This window comes from Micromonospora sp. NPDC049230 (assembly GCF_040647875.1).
Lineage (GTDB): Bacteria > Actinomycetota > Actinomycetes > Mycobacteriales > Micromonosporaceae > Micromonospora.
The window spans coordinates 15,963-28,750 of sequence record NZ_JBEZCZ010000009.1 but is presented as its reverse complement, the minus strand read 5'-3'; the positions used below and the strand labels follow the sequence as shown (position 1 = coordinate 28,750).

Below are 12,788 nucleotides of genomic sequence, written 5' to 3'. Positions count from 1 at the left end.
TTTAGTACGTACTTCCCTATCTGTCATCCGCATTCTCATCGGTGGCACGTCGGCACGTTGGCGCCGGCTGAAGCTACGAGGGCGGGAAGAATCCGCGGCGGCCCGCCGACCAACCCACCTGACCAGCCTAATCGTTGATCTTGCGTCGAAAACTGCGGGTGGGCCTACAGGCGTGGCACGGTGCTGCCGGGCGCGGCTGGCCCTGGAGCCGGGGCAGGGGTTCAAGATCGGCCGGCGCGCGTCTGTGCAGTTCGCCAGGGAGCGCGGCCTGGTGTTCCGGCTGACGGCGGTGGAGGATCGGCTCATCAGCCATGGCCGGGTCTGGCTGAGCGGCTATGAGTTGGACCGGCGCGGCGCGGCGCGGCGAGAGATCTTCGTTCAGCTTGCCGGGCTGTGGGCCACCGTGCCCGAGGTGGCGGGCAATTGATCGAGCTGCACAATCGCCAACGTCGGCGGCGCGGCCCTCACGGGCGGGGGGCCCCGCGGAACCCCGTCCAGCGCAGGTCACCCGACAGGTGGCTCTGGTCGTTGAACATGACAAGGGTGGGCGACAGGCCGGCCCGGTATTCGAGCACGGTGAGACCCGTGTTCGCGCTGTCCAGGCCGAGCCACCTGGTGGGCGGGGCACCCAGCGCGTGCCGCACCAGCCACGCGATCGGGTACGCGTGCGTGACAAGCACCTCGTGCGAGTCGGGCCCGGTGCGCTCCGGTGCCGTGGTGAACCGCGCCACCAGGGCATCCGCGGTGCGTCTGCCGGCCGCCGCCTCGGCCTCGTCGTAACCGTCGAAGAAGCCGGCCCAGGAGCGGGGCATCTCGTCCGGCGTCGGCACGTACGGCACGTGGTCGATGAGTTCGGCGGCCTCGGCGACCGGCACGTCCGGCAGGTGCTTGGCGATCTCGCGGGCGCTCGCGGCGGCACGCGGCAGCATCGAGTGCCACACCGCGTCGATCGGCAGCCCGGCGAGCCGTCGGCCGAGCAGGTCGGCCTGCTGGTAACCCACATCGGTGAGGTCGCCGAAGGCGTCCGCCGCGCCGTGTCGCGCCAGGTAGAGGTGTCGGGTGGCCACGGCGCGAACCTACCGGTTCTCCGGCTCGACGCCACGCGCGATTCCGAGCGTCGACAACAGGTCCTCGTGCAGCTCCATCCACACGGCGTGGCACGACGCGACACCGACCCCGGTCACCCACCGCCCGTCCCCGGCGCGGGCACGTGTCAGCGCCGCGTCGAACCGCTCGGCGTAGCCGTCGAAGCGGGCCAGCACGTTGACGAGAGCGCCGATCAGCCCGGTCAGCTCCGCGCCGATCGCGGTCAGCTCGTCCAGCACCCGACCGTCCCACTGTGGGTCGGTGTGGTCGTTGGACGTCAACCGGTCACCCTCGACGGGCCGCAGCTGCCAGTCGGTGCAGGCCCGGACCAGTCGTCCGTTGAGAATCTCGAACTCCCTGTGAGCCTGCTCGACGGCGGCCCGCGCCCCGGTCTGGTCCACCTCCTCGCCGAGCTTGCGGGAGTCCTGCGCACGGCCGCGCTCGGTGAGCGTCCACCCGCCGGTGCCGGCGAACTCGACGTGTGTCACCCACCCGTACGCCTCGAAGTCCAACAGCAGCTCGGCGGCCGTCTCCAGGTCGACGCCGGTGCGGTCGGAGACGGCCGCGTCGTCGGCCACCCCGGCGACCCGCACGGCGTGCAGAACCGACAGGTCCGGTGCTGAGGCATGCGTCATGGTGATCAGCATCCCGACTCCCCCACCGGGCGTCAACGCGGCGCAGGCCCGGTGCGCGTGGGAAATCTCGCCTTCGGTTCCGGATAGGCTCCCGGGAGCTGGAGGAGGCCCATTGCTGATCGACCTGACCGACGCCGACCCCGCGACGTGCGGCGGCAAGGCCGCCACGCTCGCCCGGCTGATCCGAGCGGGCCTGCCGGTCCCACCCGGTTTCGTGGTGCCGACCGCCGCCCACGCGCAGGCGGACGGCGGCCTGTCCGCCGAGCTGGTCGACGAGATCGCCCGGGCGCTGCCCCGGCTCGGCGACGGCCACCTCGCCGTGCGGTCGTCGGCGACGAGCGAGGACACCGCCCAAGCCACCGCGGCGGGGCAGCACGACACCTTCCTGGGCGTGCGTGGCATCGATCAGGTGGCGGACGCCGTCCGCGGGTGCTGGTCGTCGGTGTGGTCCGAGCGCGCCGTGGAATACCGACGTCGGCAGGGCGACGAACAGTCGCCGTCGATCGCCGTGCTGGTGCAGCGTCTGGTGGACGCGGACGTCGCCGGGGTGCTGTTCACCGGCGACGACATCCGGATCGAGGCGTCCTGGGGGTTGGGTGAGAGCGTCGTCGGCGGCCACGTCACCCCGGACTCCTGGACGGTCTCCGACGGCACCATCACCCGGCGGTCGCTCGGCACGAAGAGGACCCGGGTCGACCGCACTGTCACCAGCGAGGTGGAGCGTGCCGACCGGGATCGGCTCTGCCTCACCGACGACGAGGTCACCCGACTCGCCCAACTCGGTCGCCGGACGGCCGACCTGCTGGGCGGCCCGCAGGACGTCGAGTGGGCGATCGCCGACTCCCGGATCTGGCTCCTCCAGTCGCGCCCGGTGACCAGCGCCCTCCCCGTCGCGCCCACGACCGGCGGCGACGAGAATGCGGCCGGCGGCGACGAGAGCGCGACCCGCACCGGCACGCCCGCGAGCCCCGGTCTCGCCACCGGACCGGCGCGGGTGGTGCGCGGTCCCACCGACTTCGCCCGGGTCCGGCCCGGTGACGTCCTCGTGTGCCGCACCACGGATCCGGCCTGGACCCCACTGTTCGGCGTGGTCGCGGCTGTCGTCACCGAGACCGGCGGCCTCCTGTCGCACGCCGCGATCGTCGCCCGCGAGCTGGGCCTGCCGGCCGTCCTGGCCGTCCCGGACGCGACGACCCTGCCCGACGGCGCAACGGTCGAGGTGGACGGGAACACCGGCCGGGTCGTACTCCTCGGTCCCTGACCTCGGGGACGACCGGCACCCGGCCGGCCGCTGTCACCGCCGGCCGTGCCGCGGCGGCCGGCGGTTACGGCGCTGTCACTCGGCCGGGGCCGGAAGCCGGTGCCGGCGGATCAGCCGCTGCCCGATGAAGGTCCGCCAGACCCGGTCGGCGACCGTCGGTTCGACGATCCAGAGCCGGCGCTGTGCCTCGGCGAGGGTGAGCGGCGCGCTGAAGAGATCCAGGAACAGCCGGCTGCTGCGGTTGAGGGCGAACACCTGACCGTCGACGCGGCGGAACAGGTGCCGGTTCGCCGGCAGGTCGCCGGGGACGCCTTCCTGCTCGTCGGAGCGGATCCGCCGGTACGCCTCCCAGACCTGCTCGTCGTCGCGGTCCACGAACGAGCCGTTGGCGAGGAACTCGGTCTGGTCGTCGGTGTCGTGGCGTACCCGGTCGTGGGCGAGGACGCCACGCACCGCGGTGCCGTAGCGGTCGTGGTAGAAGAACGTGTGCGGGGTGTCGGTGGCACCCAGCCACGGCCGGTGGTAGTGCCCGGGGTTGAGACCGGCCTTGGCCTGCGCGACCTCGGCCTGCGCCGCCTCGGTGACCGGCTCGTCGAACTTGAGCATCCGGACGATGTCCGAGCCCTCCACCGGCCGCACGTTGGTGATGCCGAACCGGTCCGGCTCCTTGGCGACGATCGCGCCCGGGGTCAGCATGAAGTCACCGAGCCCGCCGAGGGTCCACAGGTCCGGGTTGTCCCGCAGGAAGTTGACGCTGTCCAGCGCCTCCTCGCGGGTCTCGGTGGGGAACCCGGTGAAGCCCATCATCTGCACACCGATGTTGGCCTTGGTCATCGCCATCATGGTGCGCCGCGCCTGCTCCGGCTTCGTGCCCTTGTCGATCAGGTCGAGGACGCGCTGGTTACCGGACTCGAAACCGACCGAGATGGCCACGCAGCCGCTGCGCCGCAGCAGCTCGCAGCGCTCGTCCGACCAGTACTTCTCCAGCCGGATCTCGGCACCCCAGCGGAAGTCCAGACCACGCTCGACGACCTTCTCGGCGAAGCGCAGGATCGTCGCGGGAGCGAGCACGTCGACCGAGAAGTAGATGAACTTGGCGAACTTCGACAACTCGGTGACGTCCGCGATCATGGTGTCCACCGTGTCCTGCCGCCACGGGCTGGTCGGGCCGTCGGTGTTCAGGCCGTAGTCGCAGAACGTGCACTTGTTCCAGTAGCAGCCCCGGGTCGGCGAGTAGTAGACGAACCGCTCCGGGCTGAGATAGAGGTCCCAGGGCAGGCCGGAGAAGTCCGGCACCGGTATCTGCGCCAGTCGTTCGTAGCGCAGGGGCAGTTGCCGCTGGCGGCCGTACTTCGGGTGCAGCCGGACGTTGGGGTGCCCGGCCGGCAGGGTGCCGGTCTGCACCGCGTCCAGGATCTCCGTGTACGCGCTCTCCCCCTCGCCGACCACTATCGCGTCGAAGTCGGCGAGCACCTGGAAGACGTACTCGGGTTTGCTGGCGCACTTCCAGACGTCGGAGATCTCGGTGCCACCCGCGATGAGGAAGACGTCCGGGCAGGCCCGCCGCACGAGACGGGCGATCCAGAGCGCGAACGGCAGCTGCCACTGGTAGGTGACGCTGATGCCGATCACCTGGTTTCCACCGGCGACCAGCCGGGGGATCAGCACGTCCTCGTAGTACGGCAGGAAGGGCCGGTTGAGCCGGGCCAGCAGCGCCTCGTCGGTCAGCGCGGCCACCGAGCCGATCGAGATCATCGGCGGCGGGTGCAGCCGGAAGCCGGCGTGGAACTGCCCGGGGAACCCGACAGCGCCGAGCGCGTCCATCCAGGAGATCACGCCGTCGACGGCATCCTGGTAGTGCCGGTAGTCGTAGAACAGGCTCGGGTCCTGCAGCACCCCGATCGACCGGCGCAGCCGCTCCGGGTCGGGGTCGGGCAGGCCGAGCTGGTTCGCCCGGGCCATCAGCGCGTCCGGGCCGCTGAGGTCGTCGGTCGACAGCCGGGACAACTCCCGCCGCAGCCACTCGTACGCCGACGGGGTGTACGAGTGGTGGAACGCCTCGATGTTGGCGTCGATGATCTCCGCCGGTCGGTGCCCCTGTGCCCGGGCGTACGAGTCGAGGTAGTTCAGGGAGTGGTATCCCGAGGTGGGATCGGTCAGCGGGGGGTAGATCAGTGCCGCCTTCACTGTGCCGCTCATCGACGCCTCCTCAACCGATCCGGGCCGCGGAACCGGCCAGGGTGTCCTCCTGCGCACGGGTGGCCACCGCCGGCAGTCGCGGGGCACCGAACGCCTTGACGTACGCGACGAGTGGTTCGGCCGCGTAGCGGAACGCCGCCAGGTCGACGAAGCCCCGGTCCCACGCCGCCGCTTCCAGTTCGTCGACGGCACAGCCCCACAGCCTCGCGAAGTACGTGTCGACGACCTCGGTGCGGAAGTGCAGCCGACCACCCGGGCGGCGGTGCCCCGTCGTCCGCGGAACGAGCGTGTCGTTCAGCGACGCCGCGGTCGCCGCGACCTGTCGCGCCGCGGCGAGCAGCGCGGGGGTACGCAGCGGCGCCGCGACCATCCACAGCGCCAGGCTGCGGTACGGCGTGGTGCCGAACGCCCGCACCAGCACCCGCAGCACGGCCTCGTGCTCGTCGAGACCCCGTTCGGAGTCGGTCAGCCAGTCCCACCCGGTCGGCGGCGCGGCGGAGAGCCCTCGCTGGCGGGCCACCTCGCGGGCGTGGTCCTCGACCATGGGGTCGGCGATGTCGACGGCGGCGAGCCCGGCCAGCACTCCCCGCCGGTGCCAGGCGGGCGACTCGGGGTGCAACAGCATCAGCACCGCGGCGGCCTCCCGGTCGCTGACCCAGTGCCCGCCGACCGATCCTCCGGCGAACCGCGACTGCCAGGTGTCCAGGAAGCGGGTGTGCAGGTTGTCGATCGGCTGGTCGTCGGCGTGCGCCGGGCACAGCTCGGGCGCGTTGTCGGCGGCCATCGACAGCAGCAGTCGCGCGTCGGCGCCCTTGGCGTCGCCGGGGTCCCGCCGGCGCCACGTCAGGAACCGGTCCAGCACCGCCGCCGCCTCGGGTGGCGCGCTGCGCTCCAGCGCCCGGTACGACCGCCGCCGGAAGGGCAGGTCCCGGCCGATGTCGAGCAGTCGCACCGCCTCGGCGTCGCTGAGCACGCCGGCCGCGACGGCGCGACGCAGCTCGATCCGGATGTTCACCAGCGGGACGCTCATCGCGCGGTGGCCCTCCTCGGCGGGCCCGTGCACGACGGCCACCTCGTCGTCGCCCGTGACGACGCCGTCGCGGTAGAGCTGGAACACGTCGCCCACGCCACGCATCCCGAACGGCCACAGCTCGGCGGCGCGCAGGGCGCCCATGCTGGCGGCGCCGGCCACCGTCACGCCGCGGTCGAGCAGGTCGAGGATCTCCCGGTGGCGCACCGGCGGGTGTTGCAGGAAGAACCCGTCGATGACGAGGACCCGGTCGCCGGGGCCGACGTCCAGGCGGAGCAGGTCGCCGTGCGCGACGGGTGGCAGCAGCACCGCGTCGGGCAGCAGCCGACCGACCTCGTCGGTCGGCAGGCTCGGACCGATGAAGACGACGTCAGTCACGGGGTACTCCCGGTCGGATACTCAGGGCCCGCTCGTCGAACATCCGCAGGCCGGGGGCGAACACCTTGCTCACCGGAATACCGATGTCGTCGTGTGTCAGGTCGACGCTGAACGGTTCGACGCCGGTGACCCTCTGCACCCGCGACGCCAGCTCGCGCAGCACCTGGGTCACGTCGCCCACGGGTGGCGGGTCCCGGCGGATCGGCTGGACGGGCCGGTCGACTGTGGGTGGCGGCACCGGCGGTCCGCCCACGTCGTGGTAGGCGGTGGCGTCGATGTCGTCCCGGGCGCCGGAGACCATGACCAGCCGCGACTGCGCGGCCTCCGACATGGCCCGACCGACGGCGATCTCCGGGTCCACGTGGCAGCCGAAGCCGCCGAAGGTGACGGGCAGGTCCTCCGACCAGATCGAGGCGGCGTAGCACGGCACGCCGACGGCGTTGGTGATGTCGCAGACCTCCACCCAGCAGCCGGCCCGCAGCAGCGCCTCGTGCACGGTGCGGGTCATCGCGTTGGTGGCGGTGCCGGGGTCGGCGTAGGTGCGCTCGGCCAACGGCGAGGTGCAGTACGGGGCGATGCAGTCGCGTTCGACGACCTCCAGCAGGGCGTGCAGGCTGGCCTCGGCGAAGGTGTTCCCGGTGGCCAGCCCGTTGCTGCTGGGGGTGAACAGGGCGCGGTCCCAGCCGCGCCGGATGGTGAAGTCGAGTTCGATGGTGGCGCGGGGCACCAGGCACCGCGTACCTGTCACCAGCCCACGGCCGGCGACCCAGTCGAGTTCGACGGCGGGGGTCAGGGGTGACCGTTCCGCCAGGTGCAGCCACCGCACGTCGTACGGCAGGTCGAGCGCCTCGGCCGGGGACCGGACGACGGTCCCCGGCCGGAGGTTCTCGGCATGCCAGGACTCGATGCTCTCCATGACCGCGCTGACCCGGGCCTGCGTCGCCGTGGCGCCGGTGCCGACGCTCACCGCCATGGTGGCTCCGACCGGCCGGTAGGCGACGTGCACCGGTAGGCCGATCTCGTCGAGCCGGGTGATGTCGGCGACCCGGGTGATCCGGAAGCGGTCGAGCATGCCACCGATCCGTGCCCAGGTCTGCTCCACGGTGGCCGTCCGGTAGGTGCCGGATCGGAACGCGATGCTTTCGGTCGTGTCAGTCATTGAGGCTCCCGGCGGGGGTCAGGAACTCAGAGGATGAGGACGGCGATGATGTTGACGTTGTTGTCGGCGATCGGTGCCACACCGCCGGCGACCGTCTCCAACTCGGCCTCGGTCAGCTCGTTGAGGTCGACCAGCGGCACCTCGGGCACGTGCAGCACGTGCAGGCCGGGCGTGCCGGCCCAGTCGGCGACGATCTGGTCCTTGGTGTAGAGCGTGGCGGGCTGGGCGCGGTCCACCTCGACCCGGGAACCGGCGGCGACCGGCAGGCCGGCGGCCGTCGCGTAGCCGGTCGGGTCGGCGAGCAGGCGCTGTAGTTCGTCGTCGCTGCGCCACACGGCGGTGACCAGTTCCGAGTACTTCGTCACGAACCTCGCGCCATATTCCTGGTCGTCGTTGCTCATCGTTCGGTCCTTTCCTCGGGATCACTGAGGCGGTTTATCGCTGTGGCGAGAACGTTACGAAAATCGAGGTTCGACAATCAATGACTGCCATCAGAATCTGCCGCGCCGACCGGCGGGCGGCAGACATCGGTGTCAGGTGCAGCAGCACGGGCAGCAGCAGGCGCAGCTGGGGTCCAGGCCGGCGACGACGCTGTCCAATTCGTCCTCGGCCAGTTCCGCCTGGGCCACCGGCTGCAACGACGGCACGAACAGCACGAAGGTGCCGGTGGTCCCCGCCAGCTGCCACGACTCGACCTGCACCTCCAGGTCCGGATCCGCGTCGGCGAAGTCGCGGACCACCCGGACCTGCACATCCTCGGACAGGTGCAGGCCGTAGCCGGCGAGGAAGCCCCGCGGGTCCCGGTCGAGCGCCTGCTCCTTGACCGGGTCGGCCCAGACGTCGGCGACAAGCCGGCTGTACGCGGCCACGAAGACCGCTCGATCGACAGGTGTCACACCCTGCTCCCTTCGGTGGTCGACCGCCGGCGGCGGCGACAGGCAGCGCGGGAGGTTCTCCGGGCCGCCGATTTCGCTTCATCGTGGGCCACCGGCGGAGCCGGTCCGCGCAGGGAGTGGGAATTTCATCGAATGTGGCCGCGAAAAGGTCGCGCTGCGGCGAAAGCCGGGTAATTGGGAATCAGCGACATGCGGCGGCGAGCGATTCTAATGATTGTCACCACTGTGGACAAGTAGTAATTCCTCGCCTGTCACCCGCGCGGCTGCCGCACCTACGCTGCGATCGGCGGAGTGCCCCGCGGTGACTCGGTTCGACGGGGTGCCGTGTTCCGTCACCGAGTGCTGCCGGAGGCGACCGTGACCATCGACCAGGTGACGACGACGACCGGCGGCCCGGCCGGGTACAGCGTGGAGGAACTCGCCCGCAAGGTGGGGATGTCGCCCCGCAACATCCGGGCCCACCAGGCCCGGCGGCTGCTGCCCCCGCCGGTCCGGCGCGGCCGGACGGCCCTCTACGACGACTCCCACGTCCGCCGGCTGGACGCGATCCTCGCCCTTCAGCGGCAGGGCTTCAACCTGGTGTCCATCGAGGCGATGCTGGGGGTCCGGGCCAGTGACGAGGCGCCCGACGGGCTGACCGCGATGTTGCAACGCCTGACCGCCGACCGTCCCGCCCTGGCCCATGCGCTGACCCGGCACGGCGTGATCGGCCGGACCACCGACGGCACCGTGCGCACCGTCCGGCCGCGACCGCTGCGCGCCGCCCTGGACCTGCACCGGGTGCGCGTGGGCACGGTCCCGGCACTACAGACCCTCAGCGAGGTGCTGGACAGCCTGCGACCCGTGGCCGACGAGTTGGTGGCCGCCGTCACCGCCCGCCTGCTGACCCTCGCGCCGGAGCTGGTCCGCAGCGACGCCCGGTCGTCCTGGGCCGAACTCGACAGGGAGACCCTGCTGCTGACCCAGGGCGTGGTCAACGTGCTCACCGAGGCGTTCCGGCTCGCCGTGGAGAACCAGTCGGAGGCGCACGTCGCCGAGATGCTGGAGAACCACCTCGACACTGACGTGTGCCTGGAGGACAGCACCGTCATCGACAACGGCTGACCGTCAGCTCGTCGCGGGCTGCCCGTCCACGTGCCGGCTCGGCACCACGGCGTCGGGCCGTTCCGGCTCGGTCAGCAGTTGCCGTCGCGCCAGCCGATGGAACAGCCCGTCCGGGTCACCCATCAACTCGTCGAAGGTCCCCCGCTGGACGATCCGCCCCGCGTCGAGGACCACTATGGTGTCCGCCGTACGGACCGTGGACAGTCGGTGGGCGATGACCACCCGGGTGGCGGCCAGGGCCGCGGTGCTGCGGCTGACCACCTCCTGGGTCCGGTTGTCCAGAGCGCTCGTCGCCTCGTCGAGGTAGATGATCCGGGGCAGGGGGGCCAACGCGCGGGCGATCAGCACCCGCTGGCGCTGCCCGACGGAGAGCGTGCCGCCGCCGAACGGCACCATCGTGCTCATCCCCATCGGCAGCGCCTCCAGGTCGTCGGCGAGCCCGGCCATCCGCGCCGCCTCCCAGACCTGGTCGAGGGGGAAGCTGCCGGCGCCACAGATGTTGTCGCGTACCGAGCCGGCGAAGAGTTGGCCATCCTGGAGGACCACCCCGCACTGCCGACGGACCGCGTGGACGTCGAGTTCGGAGAGGTCCTGGCCGTCGTAGAGCACCGCGCCCTGTTGCTGGCGTTCGAAGCCGAGCAGCAGCCGCAGCAGTGTGGACTTTCCGCAGCCACTCGGTCCGACGATGGCGACGAACTCACCCGGGCGGACGTGCAGGTCGATGTCGACGAGCACCGGCGGCTCGTCCGGCTGGTAGGCGAAGGTCAGCCGGTGCAGCGCGACCTCGCCGCGCAGCTCACCAGGGTCCACCCGGTCCGGCCGCGCCTCGGGGTCGGCGCGCAGGATCTCCCGCAGGCTGCCCAGCCGGGGCACCGCCGCGATCACCTCGACCCCGGCCGACACCAGCACCAGCAGCGCGCCGAGCAGCATCGCGAAGCCGACGTTGAGGATGAAGAAGTCGGCCGGCGCGACCCGGCCGGCGAGCGGCCCCATCAGGACGGCGAACAGGACGAGCTGACCGGCGACCGGCAGCACCGTGCCGAAGGCGACGAGGCCCGCCTGACTCTGCCGGACCCGTTGCAGCGACGCGCGGGCCATCGCGGCCACCTCCGACCAGCGCGCGTGGGCCCGGGTCTCGGCGGCGGCCAGTTTGATCTTCACGATGCCGCCGAGCAGCTGGTTGGTCAGCGCCGCCGCCCGGTGCTCGGCGGGCAGCGCGGACCGTTGCTGACGGACGATCAGGACGGCGAACGCGCCGAAGGTCAGCATGGTGACGGCGACGATCCCCGCTCCCCACAGCCCCAGCACGGGCTCGACGACGAGGAGCATGCCGAGGGTCACCGCGACGGTAGCCGCCGCCGAGACGAGTTGCGGCAGCAGCGCGCTCAACGCCTCACCGACGAACGAGATCCCCAGCATCGAGTTGGCGATCTCACCGCTGCTGCGACCGGTGAAGAAGCGGGCCGGCAGCCGCATGAGTCGGTCCCAGATCGCCATCTGCGCGCCGGACTGCAACCGGCCGTCCAGGCGCAGCAGCCGCAGGTTCTGCACCACGCCGACCAGCCCCGCGACCACCGCCGCGCTGAGCATCAACGCGACGAAGCCGATCAGGCCGTTCACCTCGCCCTGCCGGGCCAACTGGCCGAGCACCTCGCCGGTGGCCAGCGGCACGCCCAGGCCCAGCAGTGCCACGCAGGTGGCGGCGAACAGCAGCCCCCGCACGTCGCGCGACGCGCCGACCAGCCCGGCCCGCAGCAGGTGGCGCATCCGCGCGGTCGGCGGTAGCGGCGCCTGCACCTCGGTCGCCTCGGCGGCGAACGTCGCGGCCACCGTCGCGTCGATCGGACCGTACGCGCGGGTGTCCGGGTCGACGTGGTGGTAGCGGCCACGGCGGAACACCAGCGGCACCGCCACCGCGTGCTCCGGGCCGGCACCGGCCCGCCACCCCACCAGCGGCCCCAGGTCCCGCCGCCACCAGCGCTCCGGCAGCCGCACCTCGCGCAGGAACAGGCTGGACGCCCGGGTCACCGCGTGCACCGCCGCCCGATCGTCGAGCGGCGCGCGACTGCGGTCGGCCGGCTCGTTGATCGGGCTGCCCATCCCCTCGGTGACCACCCGGAGCACCGAGGCCGCCCGCCCGTACCTGTCGAAGCCGGCCTCGGTCTCCGGAACCGGCACCGCACCGCCGGCGCCGATCACCCCGATCGACCGGCGGGCCGCCGCGGCGAGCACCGCCGCGTCGGTCTGCCGGCGGCGCCGCACGGCACTCAGCAGGGCGGCGTCGGCCTCCTCGATCCGGGTCTCCACCATCCGCAACAGCCGAGCCACGTGCTGGTCGACGGCCGATCGGAGCTGACCGTTGACCAGCAGGTCCCAACTGCCGTGGCTCTCCACCGCGCACGCCGACTCGGCCACCACCCAGTCCCGCTCGGCGACGAGCAGCAGCTCCCGCTCCCCGGACATCTCCGCCGGGCCACCGTCGTTGCGGCGTAGCTGCCCGCCGACGCTGCGCAGCCACCAGGCGCCGCCGGTGGAGGTGAGGGCGCTCCCCTGCGCCAACGAGATGATCTCTCGTCCGGACAGGGTGGACGCCTCCCGGGGCGCCTGCCCGCGGCGCAGCGCGTCGGCGATGGTGACAAGCACCAGGTCCACCGCCGCGACCAGCTCCGTCGCGGCGGTGCGGGCCCGCAGCGACGCCCCCTCCTCCGGCGCCCGGCCGAGCCGGACGTGCCGCTCCAGCAGGGACAGGTGCCGCCGGGACAGGCCGCGCAACTCCGTGTCGGGCAGCGGCACCAGGATCAACTGCCACGCGCCGATCGCGGTGGACGTCGGCACCAGACCACCGGCCGGGAGCCGGGCCACATGATGCCGCCGCGAGGGGCTCATCCCGGCCCGGCGCACCGCGAACAGGTCGGCCTCACCCCCGGTCACCAGCCAACCGGCCACCGGGCCGTCCAGGCGGCAGACCTGGCGTACGCCGTCCGCGCAGAAGCCGATCAGGCCGCCGGCCGGGAAGTCCTGCACCGCGCCAGTCATCAGC

Annotated in this window: 11 protein-coding genes; 3 read left to right on the top strand and 8 right to left on the bottom strand. The window is 72.2% G+C overall.

Going from position 1 to position 12,788, the window contains the following annotated elements; all coding sequences use genetic code 11:
- Positions 1 to 271 precede the first annotated feature (271 nt).
- A complete protein-coding gene (locus AB0A95_RS10810; protein ID WP_357555470.1) occupies positions 272 to 427 on the top strand; it encodes a hypothetical protein in 156 nt (51 codons plus the stop codon).
- 37 nt (positions 428 to 464) lie between these two features.
- Here the strand turns inward: AB0A95_RS10810 and AB0A95_RS10805 are convergent, their stop codons facing one another.
- Both AB0A95_RS10805 and AB0A95_RS10800 read right to left on the bottom strand, forming a co-directional pair.
- Positions 465 to 1,067 carry a histidine phosphatase family protein gene (locus AB0A95_RS10805; protein ID WP_357555469.1) on the bottom strand — a complete coding sequence of 201 codons (603 nt, stop codon included), beginning with the start codon at positions 1,065 to 1,067 and terminating at the stop codon, positions 465 to 467.
- A gap of 9 nt (positions 1,068 to 1,076) precedes the next feature.
- Positions 1,077 to 1,721 carry a transcriptional regulator gene (locus AB0A95_RS10800; RefSeq protein ID WP_357555468.1) on the bottom strand — a complete coding sequence of 215 codons (645 nt, stop codon included), beginning with the start codon at positions 1,719 to 1,721 and terminating at the stop codon, positions 1,077 to 1,079.
- 112 nt (positions 1,722 to 1,833) lie between these two features.
- On the opposite strand from AB0A95_RS10800, the gene AB0A95_RS10795 reads away from it, so the two are divergent.
- Positions 1,834 to 2,982, top strand: coding sequence for a PEP/pyruvate-binding domain-containing protein (locus tag AB0A95_RS10795; RefSeq protein ID WP_357555467.1), 1,149 nt, complete (start codon positions 1,834 to 1,836; stop codon positions 2,980 to 2,982).
- A 75-nt stretch (positions 2,983 to 3,057) separates the two neighbouring features.
- On the opposite strand, the gene AB0A95_RS10790 is transcribed toward AB0A95_RS10795, so the two are convergent.
- The 5 genes from AB0A95_RS10790 to AB0A95_RS10770 all read right to left on the bottom strand — a co-directional run bounded on the left by AB0A95_RS10790 (position 3,058) and on the right by AB0A95_RS10770 (position 8,644).
- A complete protein-coding gene (locus tag AB0A95_RS10790) occupies positions 3,058 to 5,181 on the bottom strand; it encodes a radical SAM protein (RefSeq protein WP_357555466.1) in 2,124 nt (707 codons plus the stop codon).
- Positions 5,182 to 5,191: 10 nt separating this feature from the next.
- Entirely contained in the window at positions 5,192 to 6,589 is a 1,398-nt protein-coding gene (locus AB0A95_RS10785; protein ID WP_357555465.1) for a TfuA-like protein, read from the bottom strand.
- On the bottom strand, positions 6,582 to 7,748 hold the full coding sequence (locus AB0A95_RS10780) for a YcaO-like family protein (protein WP_357555464.1): 1,167 nt from the start codon (positions 7,746 to 7,748) through the stop codon (positions 6,582 to 6,584). Before AB0A95_RS10780 ends, AB0A95_RS10785 begins: the two co-directional genes overlap by 8 nt.
- A gap of 26 nt (positions 7,749 to 7,774) precedes the next feature.
- Positions 7,775 to 8,149, bottom strand: coding sequence for a class IIb bacteriocin, lactobin A/cerein 7B family (locus tag AB0A95_RS10775; RefSeq protein WP_357079234.1), 375 nt, complete (start codon positions 8,147 to 8,149; stop codon positions 7,775 to 7,777).
- Between the two features lie 132 nt (positions 8,150 to 8,281).
- Entirely contained in the window at positions 8,282 to 8,644 is a 363-nt protein-coding gene (locus tag AB0A95_RS10770) for a hypothetical protein (RefSeq protein ID WP_357555463.1), read from the bottom strand.
- A gap of 357 nt (positions 8,645 to 9,001) precedes the next feature.
- Here AB0A95_RS10770 and AB0A95_RS10765 point away from each other — a divergent pair, with 357 nt between their 5' ends.
- On the top strand, positions 9,002 to 9,748 hold the full coding sequence (locus AB0A95_RS10765) for a MerR family transcriptional regulator (RefSeq protein ID WP_357555462.1): 747 nt from the start codon (positions 9,002 to 9,004) through the stop codon (positions 9,746 to 9,748).
- Between the two features lie 3 nt (positions 9,749 to 9,751).
- On the opposite strand, the gene AB0A95_RS10760 is transcribed toward AB0A95_RS10765, so the two are convergent.
- Positions 9,752 to 12,784, bottom strand: coding sequence for an ATP-binding cassette domain-containing protein (locus AB0A95_RS10760; RefSeq protein ID WP_357555461.1), 3,033 nt, complete (start codon positions 12,782 to 12,784; stop codon positions 9,752 to 9,754).
- Positions 12,785 to 12,788 lie beyond the last annotated feature (4 nt).